This is a genomic window from Noviherbaspirillum sp., from assembly GCF_036563305.1.
In the GTDB taxonomy this organism is placed as follows: Bacteria; Pseudomonadota; Gammaproteobacteria; order Burkholderiales; family Burkholderiaceae_D; genus Noviherbaspirillum.
Genome location: NZ_DATCMQ010000013.1, coordinates 388,144 through 413,011 on the forward strand (window position 1 = coordinate 388,144; position 24,868 = coordinate 413,011).

The 24,868-nt window shown below is 65.6% G+C and carries 22 protein-coding genes and 1 pseudogene; 14 read left to right on the forward strand and 9 right to left on the reverse strand.

The window, feature by feature from the left end; all coding sequences use genetic code 11:
* Positions 1-9: 9 nt before the first annotated feature.
* The 3 genes from VIM12_RS12215 to VIM12_RS12225 are packed head-to-tail and all read right to left on the reverse strand — an operon-like array spanning position 10 to position 3,108.
* On the reverse strand, positions 10-1,437 hold the full coding sequence (locus tag VIM12_RS12215; RefSeq protein WP_331941909.1) for an MATE family efflux transporter: 1,428 nt from the start codon (positions 1,435-1,437) through the stop codon (positions 10-12).
* On the reverse strand, positions 1,434-2,660 hold the full coding sequence (locus VIM12_RS12220; protein ID WP_331941910.1) for an MFS transporter: 1,227 nt from the start codon (positions 2,658-2,660) through the stop codon (positions 1,434-1,436). Before VIM12_RS12220 ends, VIM12_RS12215 begins: the two co-directional genes overlap by 4 nt.
* Positions 2,653-3,108 carry a MarR family winged helix-turn-helix transcriptional regulator gene (locus VIM12_RS12225; RefSeq protein WP_331941911.1) on the reverse strand — a complete coding sequence of 152 codons (456 nt, stop codon included), beginning with the start codon at positions 3,106-3,108 and terminating at the stop codon, positions 2,653-2,655. The genes VIM12_RS12220 and VIM12_RS12225 overlap by 8 nt, the downstream gene beginning before the upstream one ends.
* A 242-nt stretch (positions 3,109-3,350) precedes the next feature.
* Here VIM12_RS12225 and VIM12_RS12230 point away from each other — a divergent pair, with 242 nt between their 5' ends.
* From VIM12_RS12230 to VIM12_RS12245, 4 genes are all read left to right on the forward strand, one after another.
* Positions 3,351-4,031: a glutathione S-transferase family protein gene (locus VIM12_RS12230; protein ID WP_331942042.1), complete on the forward strand. Its 681-nt coding sequence runs from the start codon at positions 3,351-3,353 to the stop codon at positions 4,029-4,031.
* A 221-nt stretch (positions 4,032-4,252) separates the two neighbouring features.
* Positions 4,253-4,519: a hypothetical protein gene (locus tag VIM12_RS12235; RefSeq protein ID WP_331941912.1), complete on the forward strand. Its 267-nt coding sequence runs from the start codon at positions 4,253-4,255 to the stop codon at positions 4,517-4,519.
* 458 nt (positions 4,520-4,977) lie between these two features.
* Positions 4,978-5,667, forward strand: a complete 690-nt coding sequence (locus tag VIM12_RS12240; RefSeq protein ID WP_331941913.1) for an L-2-amino-thiazoline-4-carboxylic acid hydrolase — start codon at positions 4,978-4,980, stop codon at positions 5,665-5,667.
* Between the two features lie 340 nt (positions 5,668-6,007).
* The gene (locus tag VIM12_RS12245; RefSeq protein ID WP_331941914.1) at positions 6,008-7,534 is read left to right on the forward strand and encodes a M48 family metallopeptidase; all 1,527 of its coding nucleotides are present in this window, start codon (positions 6,008-6,010) and stop codon (positions 7,532-7,534) included.
* An 83-nt stretch (positions 7,535-7,617) separates the two neighbouring features.
* Here the strand turns inward: VIM12_RS12245 and VIM12_RS12250 are convergent, their stop codons facing one another.
* The 4 genes from VIM12_RS12250 to VIM12_RS12265 form a co-directional block, all read right to left on the reverse strand.
* The gene (locus VIM12_RS12250; RefSeq protein ID WP_331942043.1) at positions 7,618-8,256 is read right to left on the reverse strand and encodes a tRNA-uridine aminocarboxypropyltransferase; all 639 of its coding nucleotides are present in this window, start codon (positions 8,254-8,256) and stop codon (positions 7,618-7,620) included.
* 178 nt (positions 8,257-8,434) lie between these two features.
* Positions 8,435-8,935: a hypothetical protein gene (locus VIM12_RS12255; protein WP_331941915.1), complete on the reverse strand. Its 501-nt coding sequence runs from the start codon at positions 8,933-8,935 to the stop codon at positions 8,435-8,437.
* Positions 8,936-9,209: 274 nt separating this feature from the next.
* Positions 9,210-10,745: a hybrid sensor histidine kinase/response regulator gene (locus tag VIM12_RS12260; RefSeq protein ID WP_331941916.1), complete on the reverse strand. Its 1,536-nt coding sequence runs from the start codon at positions 10,743-10,745 to the stop codon at positions 9,210-9,212.
* A complete protein-coding gene (locus tag VIM12_RS12265) occupies positions 10,742-12,244 on the reverse strand; it encodes an ATPase domain-containing protein (protein ID WP_331941917.1) in 1,503 nt (500 codons plus the stop codon). Before VIM12_RS12265 ends, VIM12_RS12260 begins: the two co-directional genes overlap by 4 nt.
* 444 nt (positions 12,245-12,688) lie before the next feature.
* Here VIM12_RS12265 and VIM12_RS12270 point away from each other — a divergent pair, with 444 nt between their 5' ends.
* The 4 genes and pseudogenes from VIM12_RS12270 (at position 12,689) to arsB (ending at position 15,278) form a co-directional block, all read left to right on the forward strand.
* Positions 12,689-13,027, forward strand: coding sequence for a metalloregulator ArsR/SmtB family transcription factor (locus VIM12_RS12270; RefSeq protein ID WP_331941918.1), 339 nt, complete (start codon positions 12,689-12,691; stop codon positions 13,025-13,027).
* Between the two features lie 169 nt (positions 13,028-13,196).
* Positions 13,197-13,610: pseudogene (arsN2, locus tag VIM12_RS12275) on the forward strand (arsenic resistance N-acetyltransferase ArsN2); the annotation flags it as partial.
* 39 nt (positions 13,611-13,649) lie between these two features.
* The gene (locus tag VIM12_RS12280) at positions 13,650-14,159 is read left to right on the forward strand and encodes an arsenate reductase ArsC (RefSeq protein WP_331942044.1); all 510 of its coding nucleotides are present in this window, start codon (positions 13,650-13,652) and stop codon (positions 14,157-14,159) included.
* Positions 14,160-14,207: 48 nt separating this feature from the next.
* Positions 14,208-15,278, forward strand: a complete 1,071-nt coding sequence (gene arsB, locus VIM12_RS12285) for an ACR3 family arsenite efflux transporter (RefSeq protein WP_331941919.1) — start codon at positions 14,208-14,210, stop codon at positions 15,276-15,278.
* A gap of 27 nt (positions 15,279-15,305) precedes the next feature.
* Here the strand turns inward: arsB and VIM12_RS12290 are convergent, their stop codons facing one another.
* Positions 15,306-16,487 carry an MFS transporter gene (locus VIM12_RS12290; RefSeq protein WP_331941920.1) on the reverse strand — a complete coding sequence of 394 codons (1,182 nt, stop codon included), beginning with the start codon at positions 16,485-16,487 and terminating at the stop codon, positions 15,306-15,308.
* Positions 16,488-16,748: 261 nt separating this feature from the next.
* Between VIM12_RS12290 and VIM12_RS12295 the strand changes: the two genes are divergently transcribed.
* The 6 genes from VIM12_RS12295 to VIM12_RS12320 all read left to right on the forward strand — a co-directional run bounded on the left by VIM12_RS12295 (position 16,749) and on the right by VIM12_RS12320 (position 22,682).
* Positions 16,749-17,969: an MFS transporter gene (locus VIM12_RS12295; protein WP_414691786.1), complete on the forward strand. Its 1,221-nt coding sequence runs from the start codon at positions 16,749-16,751 to the stop codon at positions 17,967-17,969.
* 154 nt (positions 17,970-18,123) lie between these two features.
* A complete protein-coding gene (locus VIM12_RS12300) occupies positions 18,124-18,570 on the forward strand; it encodes an ASCH domain-containing protein (protein ID WP_331941922.1) in 447 nt (148 codons plus the stop codon).
* 88 nt (positions 18,571-18,658) lie between these two features.
* Complete coding sequence (locus tag VIM12_RS12305) at positions 18,659-19,231, forward strand: hypothetical protein (protein ID WP_331941923.1); 573 nt, start codon at positions 18,659-18,661, stop codon at positions 19,229-19,231.
* A 200-nt stretch (positions 19,232-19,431) separates the two neighbouring features.
* Positions 19,432-20,205: a fumarylacetoacetate hydrolase family protein gene (locus VIM12_RS12310; protein WP_331941924.1), complete on the forward strand. Its 774-nt coding sequence runs from the start codon at positions 19,432-19,434 to the stop codon at positions 20,203-20,205.
* Entirely contained in the window at positions 20,202-20,702 is a 501-nt protein-coding gene (locus VIM12_RS12315; protein WP_331941925.1) for a hypothetical protein, read from the forward strand. Before VIM12_RS12310 ends, VIM12_RS12315 begins: the two co-directional genes overlap by 4 nt.
* Positions 20,703-20,726: 24 nt before the next feature.
* Positions 20,727-22,682, forward strand: a complete 1,956-nt coding sequence (locus VIM12_RS12320; RefSeq protein WP_331941926.1) for a DEAD/DEAH box helicase — start codon at positions 20,727-20,729, stop codon at positions 22,680-22,682.
* Here the strand turns inward: VIM12_RS12320 and VIM12_RS12325 are convergent.
* Positions 22,679-24,688, reverse strand: a complete 2,010-nt coding sequence (locus VIM12_RS12325; protein WP_331941927.1) for an acyltransferase family protein — start codon at positions 24,686-24,688, stop codon at positions 22,679-22,681. The genes VIM12_RS12320 and VIM12_RS12325 overlap by 4 nt on opposite strands.
* Between the last annotated feature and the right edge of the window lie 180 nt (positions 24,689-24,868).

A 24,868-nucleotide genomic window follows, 5' to 3' on the forward strand; every position in this document is an offset into this window, starting at 1 on the left:
GGCGCGGCGCTACGAATACCGGGAGTTGACCCGTGCCAGCAGCACGGCGGTGCGCCGCGGCCAGCCAACCGGTCCGAACCAGGCGCCGCCCGCGATCGATGCGGCATTGACGCCGCCATACACCGCCAGCGCCAAGGCCTGGGCGAGGAATACCCCGGGCAGGCCTGCACCCAGTGCCAGCGCCAGCCACCCGCCGCCGGCGGCCACCAGCAGCCGCAGCATGTTGCCGGTGACCGGCCAGAACAGCCGGCCCGCGCCCTGCGACGCGAAGTACAGCACCAGCCCGAGGCCGAAGAAGCCATACACCGGTCCGACCGTGCGCAGGTAGAGACTGCCGGCTTGCAGCATCGCCGGGTCGGTGTCGAACAACGACAGCCATGCATGCGGGAAGGCAGCAGCAAGCAGGCCGATGGCCTCGGCCATCGCAAAGGAGATCGCGGCCCCGGCCCATGTCGCCTGCAACGCCCGTTCGCGCTGCCCGGCGCCGATGCAGGTGCCGACCATTGCCACCAGCGGCGCGCCGAGGCCGAACACCAGCGGCACCAGCAGGTATTCGAGCCGCGCGCCGGTACCGTAACCGGCAATCGCCGCGGTGCCGAAACCGCCGACGAGGCCGGTCGTGATGCCGATGGCGAGGTTGGTGGCGACGGTGGAAACCGTGCCCGCCAGCCCGACCCGCAGGATGTCGCTGAACAAGGGCCAGCGCAGCCGCTGACCCTTGAGGCGCGGGCGAAGCACGCTGTGTCCGCCGCGCAGGTAAGCGGCGAGGATCAGGCTGCCGACGAGGTAATAGGTGAGGAGCGCCGCGGCGCCGCCGGCGATGCCCATGCCCGGCACCGGCCCCCAGCCGAAGATCAGCAGGGGCGACAGCGGCACCAGCACAAGCAGGCCGCCGACCGTGACGACCGCCGGCACCATCATGTTGCCGGTGCCACGCAACACCGCGGCCAGCGAATTGAACATCCAGACCACGATCGCGCCGGCAAACACCCAGTTCGAGTAGGTCAGCGCCGCCTCCAGCGCCGGACCCGAACCGCCCATCGCGGCATACAGCGCGCGTCCGCCGAGCAGCACCGCCGCCATGAACACCAGGCCGAACAGCAGCGCGATCGCCAGCGCGTGCAGCACCAGGGCATCGGCATCCTCGCGCCGCCGGGCGCCGAGTGCGCGGGCGATGGCGGAGGCAATGCCGCCGCCCATCGCTCCGGCGGACGTCATCTGCATCAGCATCACCACCGGGAACACCAGCGACATGCCGGCCAGCGCGTCGGTACCGAGCTTGCCGACGAACCAGGTCTCGATCAGCCCGACCGCCGCCTGGGCCAGCATCACCAGCACGTTCGGCGCGCCCATGCGCAGCAATGTGGGCACGATGGGCGCTTCCAGCAGCCGGCGGGTACGCGGGTCCAGCCCCGCGGCGCTTGCCTGCGCGCTCATGCCGGCACCGCCGGACGACGGGCCAGGGCCGCCTCGCGGATGGGCAGGTGGATCAGCGCGGCGCCGACGGCGAGCATGATGTCCACGTACCAGATCCAGTCATAGCTGCCCGTCATCTCGAACACCCTGCCGCCTGACCAGGCGCCGAGGAAGCCGCCGACCTGGTGCGACAGCATCACGACGCCGAACAGCGTCGCCATGTTGCCGGTGCCGAACAGCTTGGCGACCAGCCCCGCCGTCGGCGGGACAGTGGAGAGGAACGTCAGGCCCATCACCGCGGCGAACAGGAGCACCACGGTACCGGTCTTCGGCGCCAGCAGGAAGGCCAGCACCGCGGCGGCGCGTGTCGCATACACCAGCGCCAGCAGCGACTTCATGCGCCAGCGTCCCACCGCCCAGCCCATCGCGATGCTGCCGACGATATTGAACAGGCCGATGATCGCCAGCGCCCATGCGCCGAATTGCAGCGGCAGCCCGCAGCTCGCGATCACACCCGGCAGATGGGTGGCAAGGAAGGCGACGTGGAAGCCGCAGACGAAGAAGCCGCCGGCGAGCATCAGGTAGCTCGGCGTACGTACTGCCGCCCGCAATGCGTCGCCGGTGGCGAGCGGCGCCTGCGACGCGCTCGGCGCCATCGGCGCGCCGCGCAGCAGGAAGGCGGCCGGCAAGGCCAGGAGCACCAGCAGGCCGAGGACCTGCATCGCGCTGACCCAGCCGTTGGCTGCCAGCAGCATGCCTGCCAGCGGCGCCATCGCAAACTGCCCGAACGAGCCGCCGGCATTGATCACCCCGGTGGCCAGGCCCCGCTTTTCCGGTGCGATGATGCGGCTCGCGGTAGCCATCAGCACCGCCGGACCGGCCATGCCGGCACCGCCCGCCGCCAGCACGCCGATGGCAAAGACCAGTCCCGCGGTGGTCTGCATGTAGGGCGTGATGAAGGTCCCGAGCGCCACCAGCAGCACCCCCGCCAGCAGCACGCGGCCTGCGCCCACGCGGTCGGCGAAGGCGCCGGCAAAAGGCTGGGTCAGTCCCCACCACAGCTGGCCGAAGGCGAAGGCAAGGCTGATGCTACCCACGCCAAGCCCGGTGGCAGTGTTCATCGGGCTCAGGAACAGGCCCATGGTCTGGCGCGTACCCATCGTCAGGGCGAAGGTGCCGGCCGCGGCCAGCAGCACCAGCCAGAAGGCGACCTGCCGGGCGCCGTTTTCATTCGTGCTATTCATCATCGGTCTCCTGGGGTGACAGCAGCGCCAGCGAATCGTCGATCAGCGCATGCAAGGCGAGCACCCGGTCGGCACCGAGTGTCCGGTTGATCTTGTCCTGCGCGGCACGCCAGTGGCGCTGCGCCTCTTCCCGCTTGGCCCGTCCGGCCGGCGTGATGTCGATGCTGCGGCTGCGCTCGTCGTGCCCCCGCGAGACCGTGATCCAACCCGCCTCGACCAGCGGCTTGAGGTTGCGGCTGAGCGTCGAGGCGTCAAGGCGCATGGCCTGCGCCAGATCACGCGGCTGCACCGGTCCCAGCCGGAGCACGGACGACAGCAGCGAATACTGGGTCGTCTTCAGGCCGGCAACGGCGAGTTCGGCGTCGTAATGCTGGGACACCTGCCGCATCAGCTGGCGGATCTTGAAATTGGTGCAGCCTTGCGGCCTGGCACGGAAATCGGCGGACATGGCGGAGCCCTAAATGTGCAGGTACAACAATTGTATATGCATGTTTTGGATTTTGCAGCAAAATTTCGGATTCAGGGTCTGCAGTGCGCGCGTTCCGGACAATTCCTCTCCCGCCCTGTCGATTTCCGCACATGCCGTTCGTCGCGCCAGTGCAGGTCAATGACCGCGCCGCTCACGCTGCACTTCCCGCCTCCGCCTCAGACGCGCAGGTACCCGCTCGGCCCAACCCCGGAGAGAGACCAATGCATGGCAAAAAGAATGTACATCGACCCATTCCGACCATCACCGCCTTCGAACAGTCCCCGGATCGCGGCAAGGGGCTCGCGCGCGACATGGCCGTGCGCTGGGCGCTCGAGGAAGTAGGCCAGCCATATGCCGTTCGTCTTGTGTCGTTCGGCGCAATGAAGGAAGCCCCGCACCGCGCACTTCATCCATTCGGGCAAATTCCCACCTATGAAGAAGGCGACCTTGCCCTGTTCGAATCCGGGTCGATCGTTCTCCATATTGCCGAGGGCCATGCAGGCCTCCTGCCATCGGAGGCCAATGCCCGGGCACGCGCCATCACCTGGATGTTTGCTGCCCACAGCACCGTGGAGCCGCCGATCGTCCAGCGTGAAATCGCCACGTACCTGGAGCATGACCAGCCCTGGTATGCACAGCGCACGCCCGTCATAGAAGATCGTATCCGTATCCGACTCGGCGAACTGTCCCGGCGGCTCGCCGAGGGCCACTGGCTTGAACCTGCATTCAGCGCCGCCGACGTGCTGATGATTCAGGTCTTGCGCAGGCTGGAGGGACCGGGCTTGCTCGAGGAATTTCCCAATCTCTCCGCCTACGTCGCCCGCGGCAAAGCGCGACCCGCCTTCCAGCGTGCCTTTGACGCACAACTGGCGGTCTTCACCGGCGAGCCACCGGGCAAGTAAAAATCCAGCGGAACACGGGTGCGGAAACGGCGATTGCCGCGGTATCCTGCAGTGGCGTTGCGGCCGGCTTCGACGCATCTTTTGCCCGTGGATGATCAGGCACAGACGGTCGAGGGGCTTTCCCTTGCGGGCGCCACCGGGTGACGCTCCGGCGCCGGCAGCCCGGAAAGACGCCAACCCCGGTGCATACTTGTTCCCTATTATTGGCGCATGAGAAAACCATGAAGACACCAGGAACCGAACCGGAAGAGACGACGCGTCTGCCTGCAAGGCCGAAAAAGCGATTGTGGCGGACCATCTGCGAAATCGCATATGTCCTGGCCATTGCCTATTTTGTCTTCCTCATCATTGCGCTGCTTATTGCCCCGGAAGGAACACGGGATTGGCGTGTGTTTGCGCTCCACTTCCTCGTCACGATAACCCTGGGCTATGGGGCAAAGTGGGCCGGGGACCGCCACGACCGTCGCGCTGAAAAAATCGGCAGGTGAACCAGCCTTTCCTGAATACGCTCTGTATCCACCAGTGAGGTGCGACAGGAAGCTTGCTGCTGCCGGATGGGATGCTGTCGCTGGTACGCGATACGCACGGGCCTCCCGGGTTGTTCGGTCGTGCATGGGGAACGGACGCCGGGGAGACCCACTCCCGGCGCAACATCGCCGCTGCCCGTTGCAAGGCAGTCGCCCCTCTTCCCGGCTTCTCGGCCGCCGCTCAGCCGGGAGCCGGGCATCCTCGCCCATCCGCATGCCACGCGAAAGGGATGCCCCTGAGTGCCACGTCCGGCGCAGAAGCCGCATAATCGGGTGCACAGCCCGCGGCTGGATGCCGCCTCGCCAATATCGTATTCGCTGTCCATGTGAAGACCGCGTGGCGCCCAGGCAGCAGTCCCGCAGTAGCGGATCGCCCGGCCTGTTCTCAACTGGCAGATTGCTCTTCGAAGAGGTATTCCATGATGCAGAATGTCCATCCCTTCTACCAATCGCACCGCGCCGCCATGGAAACCGCCATGCGCCAGCGCCTCGAACTGGCCGAACCGATGCTGCGCGAGCGCGCGCAACTTTCCGATATAGACACTATCCGGCAGCAGGTCATGGATGAATTCGAGGTCGTGCTCGGCCAGATGCCCTACGTTGGCGGAGAGGCGAGCCGCATGAGTGATTTCTTCATGCGGCTCCTGGGCTTCATCGCCATCGGCAGGGTGCTTCGCCGGCACGGCGTGCCGCTCCCCATGATCGGCGACATCGAGCGGGAGACCTACAAGGCGCACCTGCTCATGGTGCCCGAGGCGGAGCGTCTCGCCGCGGGCCGCCAGTTCCTGTCGGCGGAGAATCAGCGCCTGGTGCGCGAACAGGCAGCGCAAAGCGTCGCGCACGACCATCAGCAAGCGTTTCCCGATGACTTCGTCTACGACTTCGTCGAACCCGGCCCGGAAGACAGCTTCGCTTTCGGCATCGACTACACGGCCTGCGGCTTCTGCAAGTTCGCGGCCCGCCACGGCGACCACGAGATCCTGCCGAGCATCTGCGGCCTGGATTTCGACGCCTATGCCAGCCGCGGGATTCGCCTGGAAAGAACGCAGACATTGGCGGGCGGCGCGAGCCACTGCAACTTCCGCTTCTACCGGCTGCGGGTGGAGTAGGAGACAGATGGCGATGCGTTGCTGATGTGCGAGGGAAGGTCGTCGGCGAATATCGAGCCTGCAGTTGAAGAACCGCCGGGCGATGCACGGGGAAACCGTCGGTCGGGCGGATAGACATTTTTTCAACATCCAGGCGGACGCACGAAGGCCTGCTAATGATTGTCGATCATGGATGCCGTCCAGGCGCCTGTCCGGCATACGAACACCCAATTCCGGAATGTCTCCTGCCTGCCTCCGTCCTGCCGGAAAATTTGCCATCATCATTGCCCGGATGACAGCTAAAAGCGGGTGCAATAGGCTATGCTTCCGTCCATATCGATAATAAAAGCAGAGGTGTCGATTGGACCGCTACGTTTACGAAGGCATGATCGGGAGGCTGGAGGCGCAGTCCGAGCACAGTCCTGCGCTGTTTCGCACCAAGGTGCTGCTCATCAGTGGCGCCGCATACATCGCGCTCTTTGCCTCGCTCGCCGCCATCGTCGCCATCGTTTATTTCGGTTTCACCTGGGCCCGGAATGCAAACCGGGCAAGCATGTTCACGATCGCGATTTTCGGGATCACGATGATCCCGGTATTCTTCACCGTCCTGCGCATGTTCTTCATGCGCCTTCCTCCTCCTGATGGAAGGCGCATCGTGCGCGAAGAAGCACCGAAGCTCTTCGACATCATCGACAAGATGCGCAGGAAGTTGAAAGGGCCGCCAATCCATCATGTGCTGGTCGACGAACGCTTCAATGCGGCGGTGGCGCAACGCGCCCGCTGGGGATTCTTCGGTGGCCACACCAATTACCTGATCCTCGGCCTGCCCTACCTGCTCGGCGTACCGCCGAACGAGATGCTGGCGACGGTCGCCCATGAATACGGTCATCTTTGCGGCAACCATGGCAGACTGAGCGCCTGGATCTATCGCCAGCGGCGTACCTTCCGCGCGCTGCACAAGAAGGTCGACGACGAACGCGACAGCAGCTGGGCGCATACACTCCTGGCCGCGGCCCTCGATCGCTTCATGCCGTACTACAACGCCTATACCTTTGTCCTGTCCCGGCAGAACGAATACGAAGCCGATCGCACCGCCACGCAAGTGGCGGGCGCCGAAGCCAATGCCTGCGGCCTGGTTCGCGATACCTTGCTCGGCCGCTGGTTCGACGAGTCGTTCTGGCCGGCGATTTTCAAACAGGCCGGCGCCGCATCGCGCCCTGCCGTCATGCCCTATGCCGCGATGCGGACCGCTTTCAAGGCCAGCTATCCCGAGTGGGCTGACGCGCAGCGGCTGGCAGACGCCTGGCGCGAACCCTCCGGACTGCTCGACACCCACCCGGCGCTGCGGGACCGGGTCGAAGCGACAGGCCAGTCCCCGAAGCTGCCCGGCCCGGTCGAAGTGACCGCGGCCGAGATCATGCTCGGCGCCGGCACGGCAAGGCGCCTGATCCAGGAATTCGACGAGGCGTGGTGGGCTACGGAAAGAAAGGAGTGGGAAGCCCACAATCGGCACGTAGTGCGGTCGAAACAGCGACTGCAGGAACTGTCCGTCCGGCCGCTGCAAGCGCTTGCACTGCACGACCTGCAGGAACTCGCCCTGCTGAAGGCCGAGTTTGAATCATCGACCGCCGCCAAGCCCGTCTTCGAACATCTGTTGAATCAGCCGGGCGGCCCATTCCCGAAGGCCGCGTATTGCTACGGTCGCCTCCTGCTGGACGAATCGGATGCGCGCGGTCTGGCGTACCTGACGAAGGCAGCGGAGACGGACGGCAGTCTGATCGAGAGTGCGGCCAATGCCGGATACGATTATCTGCTCGCGGAAAAAGGAGAATCCGCGGCACTGGCCTGGTGGAACAAGCTGATGGCGCAGAGGCAGGACGCGGCCTAGCTTTTGCTTGCGGTCGCGATGACCCCCTGAAGTGATGTCGAAGGCAGGACACTGCGCAGGTGGTACGGCGAGGCGTGGCGCGCCTACTCACCCATGCCGGCTTCCCGGTATGACCGTTGTTGCGAAACAAAGCCGTTGAACGCGTTTAGCAATGGAGCGTATCGGGCAGCGTCCCGCTCGAGTTGCATCAGCGCGTAGCAAGTGGCCTCCAGCGTGGAAAGCTGATGCGCGCCGTGCGCCTTGCGAATCAGGTATTGCGACGCCGGCGGATCGCTCAGGGCAAGACGCGGCAGCGATTGCAGCAGCGGATTCGCGTAGAGCATCTTGCGGCTTTTACGCCAGGTGCCGTCGAGCACCACCAGCCGCAACTTTTCCGGTTCGGTCGAAGGCAAATGGGCCGGTGTCGCCGGCCGCGCCATGCCTGCGCCTTCCGGCGTCCCCGGATACAGCAGGATCGCGTGCCTGCGATCGGTCCCAAGCGTAAACGGCGAATGCAGCAGCGCTTCCAGATCCTGCTCGTCGAACACTTCGCCGACCAGGAGCCGGCTGTTCGGCAAGCTCAGATGCAACAGGCGCGCGCTCCCTTTTGCATGCCCGACCTCCATCGGGTGCTGCAAGATCAGCACTTCAACCGCATGCGCGGTCGACGCGCACCAGTGGCAGATGCAGGTCCGTTGCGGACGCATGCAACGGGCGCAGACAGCGCGTTTAGTTTGCATCATTGCGTTCCATTCGGACGAGTTCACGTCGCGGCCGACCGCCCCCGCCGGTAAGTCACGGCTTGATCGGCGAGGCCGTGGCGGAGCAAGAATTGCCGAAGCCTACCCACACTACACTGTCGGCCGGAGATCCTGCATGGCAGGCGCAGTCCGGTTCCTTGCGCATGCTGTCGGGACGCCGTCATTGACACTTCTGGAGAGCGGCAGTTTTGACAGGACGGGGCGCTCCGGCACCCTCTACCTCGTTGACCGACATGAAGCAGACCTTTTCGCCTACGTTCATCTTCACGGCATACTTCTTTGACTTTTCCGGGGTGAAGATGGTGGTCAGCGGTCCGCAGTGGGAGGTGAACGTGCCGTCACTGAAGTGATGATAGCCGCGTACCGCGACCGGCACGTCCGCCGGCGCCTTGAGCGCGAGCTGGTGGTTGGCCTTGTCGTAGATGAAGATGGAATCCTTCTTGAGCAAATATCCCGCCCTGTCGAAATCCGCACACCGGTTATCTTCGGCCGCCCTGGTGTTGACAAAGAAGTGGGTTTGAAGAACGAAATCGGACTCGAACGAAATCGTCGGATCCGCCGAGTTCGCAACGTACTTGTATGTCGGCGGCGGAGTCGTCATCGCACAGCCGGCAAGGAACAGGGTCGAAACGCAGAGAGATGCGGTGGCTTTGAGGCGCATGGTGTTTCCAGGGAACGTCGTGTCATTCGAACGGCGTATTCTAATCTTCCGCTGACGCGATCGAATTCGATAGTTGCTGAATAGCAACGCCAGTAGGCTTGCGAATGGATGCTTTCGCACTTCCGCTTGCCGCGCTCGCGGCGGATCGCCCCGTGCACGCGTTCGGCCCGGTCGTCAGGATGGACACCGGTCGGCTTTGTCCCTTCACGCCTCGCCCGCAGTCACCTGCCGCCCAACGCCGCCGAGCATCGATTCCTTCGGCAGGAAAGTCCATCTACGTCAATGTGGACAATACATGCAGCAGCTGTTCTGTCTTGACCGGCTTGACGAAGTGAAAATCGAAGCCGGACGCCGATGTCCGCTTCCTGTCCTGTTCCTGACCGTAGCCGGTGATGGCAATCAGGGTCGGCCCCGCGCCTTCCGGCGACCGCAGCTGCCTCGCCAGCTCGTTGCCGTCCATGTCGGGCAGGCCGATGTCGAGCAGGCATGCGTCGGGCGCGCACGCCTGCGCGCGCAGCAGCGCGCCCTGCGCATTATGCTCGACCATGACTTCGTATCCCGATGCCTCCAGAAGCATGGCCAGAAGCCGTGCGGCGTCCACGTTGTCGTCCACCAGGAGAAGCCTTCGGCCCTTCGCTGGTTGCGCCGCGGGCGAGCCCTGGCCCGCCGCCGCCAGTGCCGCCGGTTCCGCAGCGCGAGGCAGGACCACGGTGAATTCACTGCCTTTTCCCAGGCCCGCGCTGAAGGCGGCAACCTTCCCTCCATGCAGCTCGACCAGGCTCCTGACCAGCGCCAGGCCGATGCCCAGCCCCCCCTGCGATCGATCCGGCGTGCGTTCCGCCTGAGTGAACATCTCGAATACATGCGCGACGGTGTCCTGCGTCATGCCGATTCCCTCGTCGTCGATCCTGATCACAACGTCATTCGGTTCGACTTCCACGGTCAGCCTGATGCTCCCGCCGTCGAGGGAGTATTTGGCGGCGTTGTTCAGCAGGTTCGTCAGCACCTGGATCAAGCGCTTTTGATCGCCGCGGACGAGGGCCGCTTCCGGAGGGATGTGGACCGCCAGCCGGTGTCGCCTGGTGTCGATCAGCGGGCGGACCTGCTCCAACGCGTTGCTCACGACCTGTCTCACATCGAGCAGCGTTTGTTCAAGCGCCACCAGCCCGCGGGACACCCGCGAGACATCCAGCAAGTCGTCGATCAATCCGGTCATGTGCGCGACTTGCCGGGAGATGATTTCGCTGGTTTCCTTGATCTGCCTGCGCTCGAGATCGACATAGCTGAGCAGGTCCGATGCGGCGGCTATGGGCGCAAGCGGATTGCGCAGCTCATGCGCCAGCATGGCAAGAAATTCGTCCTTGCGACGGTCGACCTTGCGCATCTCGTACTGCCGCTTGCGGGCACGCAGGGCGGAGGACACCGCGCTGACCAGGGTGATGCTTTGCACCGGCCGTTCCAGCAGCGTCACGTTCCCGAGTCTCAGGTAGATGTTTCGCATCGCGGGCGAATCCAGTCCGCGCTTGCTCAGAACGAGCACGGGCAGATCCGACCAGGCCGGCTGGACGGCCAGGTGTTCCGTGATCGCCCTGAGAAAATCGGTCGTCAATGCCTCGTCCGCCACCACGACGCATCCGGCGCCCTTGGCCAGTTCATCGACAATGTCGCCGGCGCTCGCGCCCACGTATGCCAGCAAGCTGGCCCGGTCGAGAACCTTGGCAATCAGCCTTCCGTCCTTTCCGGTCGGGGAATACACCAGCGCCCGATGCTCGAGGCCGGACGCCAGCGCTGCGCGATCGGGCGGCGTCAATCCCCGCTCTCCGTACCGTCTCCTGCGGTTCCCGCACCGACCAGCATCGGGACGCCGGTGAGCACGCCCTGGAAGTTTCGCAGGACCGAGCCGACCTCGAGCCCTTGCGCGGTGATGCGGAAATGACGGAGCGTGGTTTCATGGGCGCTGCCGCGCTTCTTGAAGACCGACACCGCTTTCTCGACCGTGCCCCGCGCTTCGAAGTAACGCAGGATGAGCACATTGTCCGCCATGTAGCTCACATCGGCGCCGGTCGTCATCACGCCGACGATTCCCGCATGAACGCCAATGAGGATCGTGACGACGCCACGCTGGCCGAGGTAGGTCAACACCTCGTTCAGGTGCGTCGTCAGCAGGCCGGCTGCGGGCATGGCGTTGAGGAATCCATTCAGGCTGTCGATCACGACCACCTTCGCCCCGGCATCGGCCGCCTTGCACACGGCGTGCGTGAATTCGCCCGGCGACAGCTCCGCCGGATCGATCTGGTGTGCGGCCAGCAGCCCGGCCTCGTAGGGCGTGCGCAGGTCCATGCCGATGCCGTCGCTGCGGTTCAGCAGCGTATTGAATGATTCCTCGAAGAGGAACAGTGCGGCCCGGTGTCCCTGCGACGTCGCCTGCTTTGCGAACTGCATGGCCAGCGTGGATTTGCCGGTGCCGGGCGGGCCCGAGATCAGCGTGCTGGAACCTTCTTCAAGTCCCCCGCCGATCAGCGCGTCGAATGCCGGAAGCCCGCTCGACATCTGTCCGCGCTTGACCAGCTCCCGGGACTCTGCCGCCACCAGGCGTGGATAGACGGTCACGCCGCCCGTATGAATCGTGTAATCGTGCGCGCCGCGGCGAAAGCGAACGCCACGGTACTTGAGCACCCGCACCAGACGCCGGTCGGCGCCGTACTCGGATTCCTTGTTCTGCAGGGAGATCACGCCGTGGGCAATGCTGCGCACCTGCTGGTCGCCGCCGATGGCGGTCTTGTCGTCAAGCAGCAAGGCCGTGCAGGACCGCCTGGCGAAGTACTGTTTCAGCGCCAGCACGTGCCGGCGATAGCGAAGCGCGTTACCGGACAGCAGTTGCAGTTCCGAGAGCGAGTCCAGCACGACGCGGGCCGGCTTGATCCGCTCGATCATGTCGAGCATCAGGTTGTTCGTCTCGCTCAGCTCCACTTCCGACGGATGCAGGACGGTGTACTGCTCCTCCGGATCCAGGATGCTTTCCTCCGGAATGACCTCGTGGACGGTAACACCGTCCATCGAAAAGCCGTGAGAGTCGGCGACTGCGCGCAATTCGACCTCATTCTCGGCCAGGGTGATGTATAGAACGCGCTCGCCGTGCCTGGCCCCCTCGACCAGAAACTGAAGCGCCATGGTGGTCTTGCCTGCGCCCGGGTCGCCTTCAAGCAGGTATAGACGTTCCTTGGTCAGGCCGCCACCCAGGATGTTGTCCAGGCCAGGGATGCCGGTGGAGATGAATGCCTCACTGGCCGTGTTTTGTGTCGAAGTCATAAGTAAAGGAAGGTGACGGCCGGAGGAAGGCGTTGCAGGCAAGGTCGGGTTCCTGGCATTCCGGACGGATGGGGAACATGCGCACTTTCGTAGGGAACTGCGTAAGAGTGGTGGAAAGTGCAATCTTGCGAGGCAGACAGCTTGTTCTACTGAGCAGAAGCAAAGCCAGTACCCATCATAACATCGGCATGTCCAGGCGGCGGGAACCGGGGATGTACGCCTGTCGATCGTACATTGCGGCCTTGTCCACCCATTATCGGCGTGCGTGACAACACGCTTCGTGCGCTGCATCGCCTGCCTGGGACGCGAGCCACGCCTGACGCGTGCCGCATGCACATGGCCGGGACTGATCACTGGCCGCGCCATCGACGCATAGTAAAAAAGCGCTCGCCTGCCCGTGACATTTCAACTATAGTTGAACAACATACTTCAATCATTATTGAAATGAACGTCAAGCTTGTTATTGCTTCGCTCGCCGCCCTGGCCCAGGAAAACCGGCTCGCGGTGTTTCGACTGCTCGTCCAGGCTGGTCCTGGCGGACTGTCCGCGAACCGGATTGCCGAGAGCGTGGGTATCGCACCGTCTCTGCTTTCGTTTCACCTCAAGGAACTGATGCATGCGGAACTCATCTCCCAAACCCGCGAAGGGCGCTCGCTCATCTACGCGGCCAACTTCGACGCCATGAACAATCTGCTCGGATTCCTGACCGAAAACTGCTGCGGAGGGAACAGTTGTTCGCCTGTCCGTCTCGCCAATTGCGTCGAAGTAGGAGGCTGCGCATGAAACGCCTGTATATCCGCGCGTCTGACGGCTATCCGGCGGAGAGCTTCAGGTGCTACGCCGGTATCTCTGCGCGCAAACCGACGGTCGCGAAGGAAGCCAACGCACAGTGGAAGCTGGCCGGACCGGACACGGCGCCGCGGATTCCAGGTCACGCTTCTGCTGGCAGACCATGAGCCCGATACGACACGCGCGGCGGAAAGACCTCCCCGCCGTCCTCGCGCTTCTGGGGGAGGCAGGCCTGCCGCATCAGGATCTCGTTCCGGCCCACCTTGACCACTTCCTGGTTGCCGCAGAGGGAAACATCGTGCAGGGCGTCGTTGGCCTGGAGCCGTACGACCAGGATGGATTGTTGCGGTCATTGGCGGTCCGGCCGGGAAACCGATCGACAGGCCTTGGCACCCGACTTCTTGCTGCCATTGAGGAATATGCGCGCGAGACCGGGATCAACACGCTCTATCTGCTCACCACCACCGCACCCGGCTTTTTTGCCGGGGCCGGTTATGAAACGATTCCACGGAACGCCGCACCTGCCCCGCTGCAGGGCACGACGGAATTCTCGACCCTCTGTCCCTCGCAGGCCGAGTGCATGCGGCGCCGCTTGCCCACTGATTCCGACAACACCATGACTGACAGGCCCTACAACGTCCTCTTCCTCTGCACGGGCAATTCCGCGCGCTCCATCATGGCCGAAGCCCTGGTAACGACCATGGGCGAAGGCCGCTTCCGTGGATTCAGCGCCGGAAGCAAACCGGCGGCCGGCGTGAATCCCTTCGCCATCGAGCAGGTGATGAAGACCGGCTACCCGATCGACAACCTGCGGAGCAAGCGCTGGGACGAATTCGCCGCGCCCGGCGCGCCAGCCATGGATTTCATCATCACCGTCTGCGACAACGCCGCAGCGGAGGCCTGCCCGGTCTGGCCCGGACATCCTGCGACGGCGCACTGGGGTTTTGAAGATCCGGCCGCCGTCGAAGGAACCGACGACGAAAAGCGGGTGGCGTTCGAAACGACTTTCCATCAGATCAGACGCCGTATGGCCGCGTTCGTCAGCCTGCCGCTGGATCGGCTCGCGAAGCACGAAATCCGGCAGGAAATCCAGAAGATCGGCGAGACGTCGACGACTGCCGACTAGACCTCGCTGCCCACGCCCGCAGTCCGGGCCTCGACGCACATTCCACTGATGACTTCCACTCCCACGACTGCCGTTGCCGCCGGCTCCGCCCCCGCCATCGGGTTCTTCGAGCGCTACCTGACGATCTGGGTGGCCCTTTGCATCGTCGCCGGCATCTTCATCGGCAAGGCGTTTCCCGCTGCCATACACGCGATCGCCACGCTCGCGCTGGCGGAGGTGAACATACCGGTCGGCGTGCTGATCTGGGTGATGGTTATCCCGATGCTCATCAAGATCGACTTTGCGGCGCTGTCGCAGGTGAGGAGTCACTGGCGCGGCATCGGCGTGACGCTGGTCATCAACTGGCTGGTCAAGCCGTTCTCGATGGCGGTCCTCGGGTGGGTCTTCATCCGGCACCTGTTCGCCCCCTGGCTTCCCGCCGACCAGCTCGACAGCTACGTCGCGGGACTGATCCTCCTTGCCGCAGCGCCCTGCACCGCCATGGTGTTCGTCTGGAGCCAGCTGTGCAAGGGCGATCCCTACTTCACGCTCTCCCAGGTCGCCCTCAACGACGTCATCATGATCGTCGCGTTTGCCCCCCTGGTTGCGCTGTTGCTCGGCCTGTCGTCGATCACGGTACCGTGGGATACGCTGATCGCCTCGGTCGGGCTGTACATCATCGTTCCCGTCATCCTGACGCAGTGGATCCGCAACGCCCTGTTGAAAAAAGGGTCGGCGCAACTTGCACGCACGGTACGCAAGCTCGGACCATTTTCGATTGCGGCATTGCTGCTGACCCTGATGCTTTTGTTCGCATTTCAAGGGCACGCCATTACCGAGCAGCCGCTGGCCATTGCCATGCTGGCGGTGCCGATCCTCATCAAGGTGTTCTTCAATTCCGGGCTTGCCTACCTGCTGAACCGGAAGCTGGGCGTCGCCCATTGCGTGGCCGGACCATCGAGCCTGATCGGCGCGTCGAACTTCTTCGAACTGGCCGTCGCGACCGCGATCAGCCTCTTTGGTTTTCAGTCGGGAGCGGCCCTGGCGACAGTGGTAGGCGTGCTTGTCGAGGTGCCGGTCATGCTGCTGGTCGTCGGCCTGGTCAACCGGACTCAGGGTTGGTACGAACGGGCGAAATAGGAGATTGCGCCAGGGTGCCCGTCAAGGTCAGCTTTCCTGGCGCCGCCCCGCAATACCCAGGAAAAGCTCGGGGACCAGTGCCGTACTGGCGGCGACCAGGGCGGTCAACAGCAGCGCGACCGGCAGCAGGCCATGCTCGAGCCAGGGTGCGACGGCCATGGTCGCCACCGAAGTTGCGGCAAAAGCAGAAAACATCAGCAGCCCGGCAGCCTTGCCGTGCCCGCCGCGCACCAGCGACAATGCGCGCGACATCGAGGATGGACCGCGCATGCCCAATCCCCAGCAGAACATGGCCCAGGCCACGCACAATCCCGCCATCGACCGAAAGTCCGCAGCCGCGCAGGCGAGCATGACCGCGCCGGCACATGCCTGCGCGAGCGTGCCGCGCCGTATCAGGGCCGCGATGCCCAACCGCGCCACGCTGCGCGTTCCCTGGCGCGCCCCGACCATGAATGCGAGAACGCCGCATACCTGCAGCGCGGCAAACGCCGTGACTGGTTGCGCATACCAGTGCGTAACGAGGATCGGCGCGCTCGAGACGAACATCAGCAATGCGCCGAACATGCAGGCATACGCGGCGCAATGGCGCAGGAAACGTCCATTGGCTACCGTGGCCCAGGTCGGCGCGCCACGGGCCGGGATATCCGGGTGATCAACGTGGCCGACGATCCGACCCGCAAAGAACAGCAGGATGAAGGCCGCCACTGCGATCAGGACGAAACTGGTGCGCCAGCTGAGCAGGCCGAGCAGCGCAACCCCGAGCACCGGGGCGGCGGCGGGCACGATCGACTCCAGCGTGGCGACCATCGCCAGCGCGCCGACGGCGTCGGTCTCACCGAACCGGCGCCGGATGAGTGCCGGCACCGCGACGGTGGCCGCGCCGGATCCAAGGCCCTGCAACAGGCGGCCGAACAGCATCCACTCGATATTCGGCGCGAGCGCGCAAGCCAGGCTGCCGCCGATCAGCAGCCAGATGCCGGAGAAAATCGCCGCACGGTCTCCGAAATGATCCGCGAGCCAGCCCCAGGCGAGCTGAGACAGTGCCAGCGACATGAGGAACACCGCCATCGTTGCCTGGCCCTCGACCAGGCTGACGCCGATGTCGGCGACCATCGCGGGCAGTGCGGGCAGGTACAGGTCGGAGGACAGCATGCCGACCGCCGTCAGCAGCGCCAGGGGGAGTGCGCGTTTTCTTTGGCTTTCATTCATCCCGGCATCATAAAGCACGGCGGCCTGCTGTTTGCGGCGTCCTGTCTGCTCGCCGAAGATCGCCTGAAATGTCAGCGGTGACGATGTCTGCCCGACCGTGCCGGGGCACGGGCTGTTGGTGAATCGGCGCGGACCGTCGAAGGCCCGGGCCAGGAATGGGCAGACCGTCCGGGGCGCCGCACCGGCGGCATGATCGCGCGCCGGAAGAAGCGACAGGTTTGGAGTAGAATCCCCACGCTTCATCTCCCTCTGTTTCCAAAGCTGTCCGTGTCTTCATTCCCGCAATCGACTTCTCCCTCCCCCGTTTCAACCGTTGCACCATCCGGCGCGTCACTCCGTGCCAATCTCGCCATGGGCGTCGGCAGCTTTGCCATCGGCACCGGCGAGTTCGTCATCATGGGCCTGCTTCCCGAAGTCGCCCGCGATCTCGGCGTGACGATTCCGCAGGCAGGTCACGTCATCAGTGCTTATGCGCTTGGTGTGGTGATCGGCGCGCCGTTGCTGGCGGTGCTTTCGTCGGGCTGGCCGCGCAGGAAGCTGCTCGTCGCGCTCATGCTGGTTTTCGGTCTTGGCAATATCGCGAGCGCCATCGCTCCGGGATATCTTTCGCTGAACCTGCTGCGCTTCCTTGCCGCGCTCCCGCACGGCACGTACTTTGGCGTAGCGGCACTGGTGGCCGCATCCATGGCGGCACCGGGACGACGCGGTCAAGCGGTCGGCCAGGTGATGCTGGGGCTGACGGTCGCGACGCTGGTGGGCGTGCCGATTGCGGCGTGGCTCGGCCAGGTGATGGGCTGGCGCGCGGCATTCGTATTCGTCGGGGCGCTTGCCTTCCTTGCTTCCGTGCTCATCTTCCGCGCACTGCCGGAGATACCCGCTGACGAAGGCGCAAGCCCCATGCGTGAACTGGGCGCACTCAGGAGGCCGCAGGTGTGGCTGACGCTGGCAATCGGGGCCATCGGACTCGGCGGCCTGTTCTCGGTGTTCAGCTATGTCAAGCCGACGATGATGACGCTGGCGGGCATGCCGCTGGAACAGGTGCCGGTCGTGCTGGCACTGTTCGGCGCCGGCATGGTACTGGGCAACCTCGTCGGCCCGCGCTTTGCCGACCGCGCGCTGATGCCGGCCATGTGCGGGCTGCTGGTTTGGGCGGTGCTCGTTCTCGGCGCCTACTCGTTCACCGCCTATCATTCCTGGCTGGGCTCCTTGAATGTCCTGCTGGTCGGCACGCTCGTCGCCATGGGCCCGGTACTCCAGATCCGCCTGATGGACGTCGCCGGCGATGCGCAGACCCTTGCGGCGGCGCTGAACCACTCCGCCTTCAATACTGCCAATGCCCTCGGTGCATGGCTGGGCGGCGTGGCGGTGAATGCCGGGCTTGGCTGGTCTGCAACGGGCTGGGTCGGTGCTTTGCTGGCGCTGGCAGGCCTTGCGGTATTCGCGGTGTCGGTCAGGAGCGCGGGCTGGCGGCCGGTACGCTGATCCGGCAATTCGCCTGCCGGGACGACGGCCGCCGGGCTTGCAGCCCCGTCCGGCGGCGGCGAAGGCGCGCTGCGCGGCTTTGCACCACCCGCCCGTTCTTCTCCCCGATGCGATAATCGCATGACCGAAGAGACAAACCGGACGGAGGATCGCGATGGATTCGCATACTGCAACCGCGCTGCTGGAGGCAACCTGCCCCGGCCAGAGCGAGCGCTTCTTCTCACCCCTGACAATCGGCGATACGCCCGAGTCGGCCGACCACGGGGCGGAGCTCATCCTGTCGGGAGTGAAGACGGCGACTTCCTCCGCATTCTGGGACTATCCGGACGGACGTATCCCTTTCGCCGGCGCGCTCAGTCTCCTGCTTGGCGCACATGCCCGCCCGCGGGCGGTCCTCGAGACACAACGGATCGAGGTCCTCCGCTTCGGCGACATCGATGAAGCGTTCGCCGCTGCGTATGGCGAGGGGGACAGGACGCTGGCCTGGTTCAAGGCAGAGATCGGCGCATGGTACCGGCGAAGCGCGGCGCGTTGCGGCGAGCGTTTTACGGACGACACGCGGATCATCTGCGAATGGTTTGCCGTAGCAAGGCGGCTATGATGGAAGCCTTCAGTCAATCTTCCCATGCTGCCGCCTGCATCGCGATGATGTTCGCTGCGGCCCCATCCGACACTTTCCCGACACCTGCATGACAATCTCCGACGGCATACTTCCACCGGGCAGCCAGGTTCCACGCCCGCTGATCGACGACATCCTGGCCAACTTCCGCCTGCCGCCTTCCAGCGTGCACGGCCCGGCCCACTGGGCGCGGGTACGCCTGAACGGCATGCAGATTGCCCGGCGCAGCGGCGCGGACTGGAAGGTCATCGAACTGTTCGCCTTCCTCCACGACAGTCAGCGGCACGACGACGGGGCCGATCCCGAGCACGGCCCTCGCGCAGCCGACTATGCCCTGTCGCGGCACGACGTCCTGTTTCACCTGGAGCCGGCGCAGCTGCATGCGCTGGTGACGGCCTGCCGCGGGCACACGCGGGAGCGGTTGACCGACTCGGCAACGGTGCAGGCCTGCTGGGATGCCGACCGGCTGGACCTGTACCGGGTAGGGATACTGCCTGACCGCTACTATCTGGGCACGCCGGCCGCGCGGGACGCGTCGCTGATGCGCGCTGCCATCGCCCGTAGTCGCCAATTGCAGCACCACGACATTCCCGACGATTGGGATCTGGGAAAAGATCATGATTTTTCCCCTGAAGGCGACTAGGGCGGCGACGGAAGCAGGCGGCATCCGGCACGCGGCGCCGCCAGGACGGGAAACGGGTCGCCCGCGTGCGCGCCCGCGGCGCATCTGGGAAAATCCGCATTGCGACGATCGGCCCGGGCCCGGGCCAAGCATGCGTACATGCATTCCCGGCGCCCGGCCCTACCGGTATTCGCCGACGTAATCAGGACCGACTATTTCCGATGACCCATCCAGACCCTTCCCTCGTCGCCGCCGCGGCGGACATCCTTGCCGCCCGCCGCCGCTCCGGTTCTGCCGGCCCCCGACTGCCGGCGGCCTGCCGGCCAAGCGATGCCGATACCGCCCTCGCCGTGCAGGACGCCGTCATGGCCATCCTGGCGGCGGACACCGGCGCATGGAAATGCGGCACCCCGGCGGAGGGCAGGGTGGTGGCCGCGCCTGTCCACGCCGGCTCGGTGTTTCATGCGTCGCCCTGCGCGGTGGCCGATAGCGGCGGCCGGGTAAGGATCGAACCGGAACTGGCCTTCGTCCTTGCCCGCGACCTGCCGCCGCGCGACCTGCCCTATGCCCCGGCCGACGTCGATGCGGCGATTGGCGGGGCCCGCCTGGCGCTGGAGCTTATCCGCAGTCGCTACGACGATCCGGCAACGGTCCCCTTTCCCGAACACCTTGCGGACGGCCTGCTCAACCAGGGCTTGTTCCTCGGTCCGGAAATCGACCTCGCGCTTGCCCGCGCCGCCGCCGCGTTCCCGATCGAGGTCCGTGCCGAAGGCGAGGAGACGGTGTCCATGAAGGGACGCCACCCGGACGGCAATCCGCTGCTGCCGCTGTACTGGCTGGCGGAATTCCTGCGCCGCCGGGGACGCGGGCTGCGCGCCGGCGAGGCGGTGATCACCGGCTCCTATGTCCCGAGCTTCGAGGTACCGGCGGGGCGGGAGATCACGCTGTGCTTCGGCGATCTCGGCACCCTCGCCATCCGCTTCAACGCGCCGTGAACCAGGACGAACGCGAGGCGCCCGCCGGCCGCTTCCGTCCGCGCATCACGCTGCGGACCCTGGGCCGCGGCGACGGCCTGCTCGGCATGCGGCCGTCGGCGGCGCTCGGTCCGCGCGGAGGCGAAGTCACGATTGCCTGGGTCACATGGACCTGCGCCGACGGACAGGGCGGCAGCTGGGAGCTGCCGGCGCCCGCCACCATCGCCAATCGTCGCCCGGCCGCCGCGCGCTTCCTGCTGGACGATCGGGGACGTCGCGTACTGCTGCGCGACGTCGATGCCGAGGCCGACGCGCTCGACCGGATCTGGGATCTGGGCCTGCTGCCGCTGCCGGCCGACAGCCTGCAATGGCGCGACGCCGCTGCGCGGGACCGCTTGCAAGGCCCGCTGTGGACACTGGCGCAGGAGACCCTGTTCGCGGATTTCTGGGCCGACCGCCTGCCCGAGCTGCAGTCGGAGGGCTGGTCGGTGGTGATCGGTCCCGGCTTTGCGCACTAGAGCGTGCACGTCGACGCATGGCGCATGATCCTCGACCCCGCCAGCGGCGAGGTGACGGGCAAGGAAATCGCTGCCGCCATGCGCCCGCGACCGCCGTCGATCGCGCCCCTCGACCGCAATGCGCGCGAGGCATCCTGGTTGCTCAGCCTCGGCGTCGAGATCGAGGGCGAACTGCTGGACCTCGTGCCGCTGCTCGCCAACCTGCTGCGGCGCGAATCGCGCTGGCTGGATGCGGCAAGGGCGGCTGCCGTTCCGGACGAAGAGATGGTGCGCCTGCGGGCGCCGGGCGGGCGGCGTATCGATGCCCCCGCCGCCAGGCTGAAACCGGTGATCGCGTGCATGCTGGACCTGCTCGCCGACCCGCGCCGCGCGGAAGGGCCGCTGCCGCTGTCGGAATGGGATGCACAGCGCTTCGACCAGATGTGCCGCAGCCTGCTCGACACGCAGCGCGAGCGCGCCGGTCCGCACGGCGGCTGGCAGCTGCAGGGCGACGCCGGGCTGCGCCAGCTCGCGCGACGGCTCGCCGACGCCGGCACGCCGCCCGCAGTCGCTGCGCCGGAGGGATTGGGCATCACGCTGCGCCCCTACCAGCTGCACGGCGTGGCCTGGCTGCAGTACCTGCGCGCCCAGCACCTCGGCGGCATCCTGGCGGACGACATGGGACTCGGCAAGACCGCGCAGGCGCTGGCGCACCTGCTGGTCGAAAAACAGGCGGGCCGCCTTGACCGGCCTGCCCTCGTCGTGCTGCCGAGTTCGCTCGTGTTCAACTGGGAAGCCGAGGCGCGGCGGATTGCGCCCAGCCTGCGGGTACTGGCCCTGCAGGGCGCCGGGCGGGCAGCCGACTACCGGTTGATGGCCGGACACGACCTCGTGCTGACCACCTATGCGCTGCTCTGGCGCGACATCGAGGTGCTGCGGGCGCAGCCCTTCCACCTGCTGATCCTGGACGAGGCGCAGTCGGTGAAGAATCCGGCAGGCCGGACCGCGCGCGCGGTGCGTCGGCTCGATGCGCGTCACCGCTTGTGCCTGACGGGCACGCCGCTGGAGAACAACCTCGGCGAGCTGTGGGCGCAGTTCGATTTCCTGATGCCGGGCTTCCTTGGCGACGCCCGGACTTTCAAGCGGGTCTGGCGCACCCCGATCGAGGTCAATGGCCAGAGCCAGCGCGCGCGCCTGCTCGCGCAACGCATCCGTCCCTTCGTCCTGCGCCGGCGCAAGGACGAAGTGGCTGCCGAGCTGCCGCCGCGCACCGAGGTGATCAAGTGGGTGCAGCTCGAGGGCGAACAGCGCGAACGCTACGAAAGCGTGCGCGTGGCAGCCGACGAGGAGATTCGCCGCATCCTGCGGCACAAGGGATTCGACGGCGCGCTGATCAGCATCCTCGACGCGCTGCTGAAATTGCGCCAGGTCTGCTGCGATCCGCGCCTGCTGAAGACGGCCGCGCCGCCGCCCGATGCCGGGTCGGCGAAGATGGCGCTGCTGCGCCACATGCTTCCGGCGCTGATGGCGGAGGGTCGCCGCATCCTCGTGTTCTCCCAGTTCACCGGGATGCTCGCCCTGATCGAAAGCGAACTGCGCATGCTGGACATGCCCTTCCTGTCCTTCACCGGCGATACGCCGGTCGCGGCGCGTGCGGGCGTGGTGCAGGCCTTCCAGGGCGGGACGGTACCGCTGATGCTGGTGAGCCTGAAGGCGGGCGGTGTCGGGCTGAACCTGACGGCGGCGGACACCGTGGTTCATGTCGATCCATGGTGGAATCCGGCGGTCGAGGAGCAGGCCACGGCGCGCGCCCATCGCATCGGTCAGGATCGCCCTGTGTTCGTCTACAAGCTGCTGGTGGAAGGCAGCATCGAGGAGCGCATCCTCGCGCTGCAGGCGCGCAAGTCGGCGCTGGCGGAAGGGGTGCTGGGCAGCGATGCCGGCATGGCGGCGAAATTCGGCCCGGAGGATCTGCAGCTGCTGCTGGCGCCGCTCGGCTAGCGTGCAGGCCCGTATCCGGCGTGCCTCAGCACGGCCAGCGCGTGCGACTGCATGCGCGGCCGGGGCGTCCCGGCGTCACTGCGAAACGGGTTGCCGACTTCCGCCTGGTAGCGGTCGCCGAGATACAGGGCTGCCTTCGCATTGATGTGGTTGGCGTCCTTGTAGAAGGCCATGTTGCCGGAGTAGGTCCTGCATTCCCGCGCGTCGCACATGACCTTCTTCGGGTCGATGGTGACCAGGCCGGGGTGCCGCGCCTGCAGGCCGTCGATTATGCGGTCGACCGGGCCCTGGGTCTTCTCCATGTGGCTGCGCGGGATGTTGCAGTCGGTGTCAGCGGGAAGCCAGCCGCGCTTGCGATGCAGCACGCACTGCGACATGTCCGGTTCGAAATCGACGTTGTCCTTGATGATGACGGGCACCGCGCCGGCCGCCGCAATCCTGCGGATCACCAGATCGAGCTCCCTCTCCAGGCCCTGCATCGACGGATGCGTCGCCCACTGGCCACCGAGCACCACGTACTTGTAGTTGCCGGCCAGCGCGAGCAGGTCGTTGTTGCGCCGTTCACAGGTGCCAGGCTCGGCGCCGCCGCTCTGCGGGACCGCGCCGCTGGTCGGAAAGCAGCCACCCTGGACATGGTATACCCCCTTCAGATGCGCGGCGGTGGCGAGCTGCTGTACGAAGGGCTTGAAGTGATGGGCATGCGAATCGCCGATCAGCAGTATTGCCGGCTTCTGCTGGCCGGTGTCGCCGTAGGCACAGTGCTGTTCGAGATACCGCGCGTCGATCTTCCGGTAGTCGTCGGCACGAATCGAGCACAGCCGGCCGAGGTCCCGCTCGAAGGAATAGCTGGCGATCAGCTCCCGCATCTCGCCGGAGAACCGGTTGGGGGCGCCTTCCGACGCGTACGAGTAGAGGCCGACGGCGAGGAAGGCGCTGGCGGGAAGGACGTAGTACCGCAGCGCCGCCTGCCTGAATCCGATCCCGCGGCTGTTGCGCACCGGCTGTTCCACGTATCGCCAGGTCAGGACGGCGAGCACGAAGGCGAGCAGCACCGCCGCCGCCGCCACCCCGAAGTCCAGCTCTATCCTGCGATAGCGCAGGAAGGAGAAGATCGGCCAGTGCCACAGGTAGAGCGAATAGGAAATCAGGCCTACCGCGACCATCGGCCGGCTCGCGAGCGCGGCACGCACCGGGTTGTCGGTCCGTCCTGCAAAGATCACCAGCGCGACCCCGATGCAGGGATAGAGGGAATTGATGCCCGGGAACGGCGTGTCCTGGCCGATCAGGAACATCGAGCCGATCATCAGGCATAGCCCGGCGGCGGCGGCGGCCAGCGCAGGCGTCCTGCCCAGTGCCGGCAGCCGCTGTGTCGCGAAGAAGGCAAGGGCGCCGATCATCAGTTCGTGGGCGCGCGAGCTGAGCAGGAAATAGGAACGCACTTCGCCGATCTTCCACTGCGAGATCGCCAGGCACAGCAGGCCGAGCGCGGCAAGCGCAGTGACGACGTGGCCGCGCAGGTAGCGGTAGAGCAGGATCAGGAGTACCGGAAAGATGAAATAGAACTGCTCCTCGACCGACAGCGACCACGTATGCAACAGCGGAAACTCCTCGGTGCGCTGGCCGAAGTAGCCCCAGCTGAGCATCGAGAAGAAGACGTTCGACGCAAACGCCCAGGACGCCGCCAGCGAGGTGGTGTAGAAGATATAGTCGTTGGGGATCAGCAGCCAGGACGAGAACACCAGGGTCGCCACGGCCACGACGATGTAGGCCGGGAGGATGCGCTTGATGCGGCGGGCATAGAAATCGGTGAAGCGGAAGCTGTCCTGCTCAATCGCCTTGACGATCAGGCCGGTGATCAGGAAGCCGGACAGGACGAAAAAGACGTCGACGCCAATGAAGCCGCCGGGCAGCAGGTCGGCGTTGGCGTGGAAGGCGATGACAGCCAGCACCGCGATCGCACGCAGCCCGTCGATGTCCGGACGATAGGTATGCGGTGTGGGTTTCATTCAATAGGTGTGCGCCTGTTGGTCTCGTGCCGGATGCCGGTCCGGCGTCCCGAAATCAAACTGCTGGTTCGCGTCTTGTCAAAACCAGCCCCGATTCTCCCGTCCGATTTTGTTCCACACCTTGAGAAAAAACAGGCCCGTTCTTGCAAAACAGGCATTGTCTCTCCGGCGCATCATTCC

Coding starts and splice junctions, on each gene's coding strand:
- VIM12_RS12215 (WP_331941909.1), bottom strand. CDS start 1,437: ATGAGCGCGCAGGCAAGCGCCGCGGGGCTGGACCCGCGTACCCGCCGG.
- VIM12_RS12220 (WP_331941910.1), bottom strand. CDS start 2,660: ATGAATAGCACGAATGAAAACGGCGCCCGGCAGGTCGCCTTCTGGCTG.
- VIM12_RS12225 (WP_331941911.1), bottom strand. CDS start 3,108: ATGTCCGCCGATTTCCGTGCCAGGCCGCAAGGCTGCACCAATTTCAAG.
- VIM12_RS12230 (WP_331942042.1), top strand. CDS start 3,351: ATGCATGGCAAAAAGAATGTACATCGACCCATTCCGACCATCACCGCC.
- VIM12_RS12235 (WP_331941912.1), top strand. CDS start 4,253: ATGAAGACACCAGGAACCGAACCGGAAGAGACGACGCGTCTGCCTGCA.
- VIM12_RS12240 (WP_331941913.1), top strand. CDS start 4,978: ATGATGCAGAATGTCCATCCCTTCTACCAATCGCACCGCGCCGCCATG.
- VIM12_RS12250 (WP_331942043.1), bottom strand. CDS start 8,256: ATGATGCAAACTAAACGCGCTGTCTGCGCCCGTTGCATGCGTCCGCAA.
- VIM12_RS12255 (WP_331941915.1), bottom strand. CDS start 8,935: ATGCGCCTCAAAGCCACCGCATCTCTCTGCGTTTCGACCCTGTTCCTT.
- VIM12_RS12265 (WP_331941917.1), bottom strand. CDS start 12,244: ATGACTTCGACACAAAACACGGCCAGTGAGGCATTCATCTCCACCGGC.
- VIM12_RS12270 (WP_331941918.1), top strand. CDS start 12,689: ATGAACGTCAAGCTTGTTATTGCTTCGCTCGCCGCCCTGGCCCAGGAA.
- VIM12_RS12280 (WP_331942044.1), top strand. CDS start 13,650: ATGACTGACAGGCCCTACAACGTCCTCTTCCTCTGCACGGGCAATTCC.
- arsB (WP_331941919.1), top strand. CDS start 14,208: ATGACTTCCACTCCCACGACTGCCGTTGCCGCCGGCTCCGCCCCCGCC.
- VIM12_RS12290 (WP_331941920.1), bottom strand. CDS start 16,487: ATGAATGAAAGCCAAAGAAAACGCGCACTCCCCCTGGCGCTGCTGACG.
- VIM12_RS12300 (WP_331941922.1), top strand. CDS start 18,124: ATGGATTCGCATACTGCAACCGCGCTGCTGGAGGCAACCTGCCCCGGC.
- VIM12_RS12305 (WP_331941923.1), top strand. CDS start 18,659: ATGACAATCTCCGACGGCATACTTCCACCGGGCAGCCAGGTTCCACGC.
- VIM12_RS12310 (WP_331941924.1), top strand. CDS start 19,432: ATGACCCATCCAGACCCTTCCCTCGTCGCCGCCGCGGCGGACATCCTT.
- VIM12_RS12320 (WP_331941926.1), top strand. CDS start 20,727: ATGATCCTCGACCCCGCCAGCGGCGAGGTGACGGGCAAGGAAATCGCT.
- VIM12_RS12325 (WP_331941927.1), bottom strand. CDS start 24,688: ATGAAACCCACACCGCATACCTATCGTCCGGACATCGACGGGCTGCGT.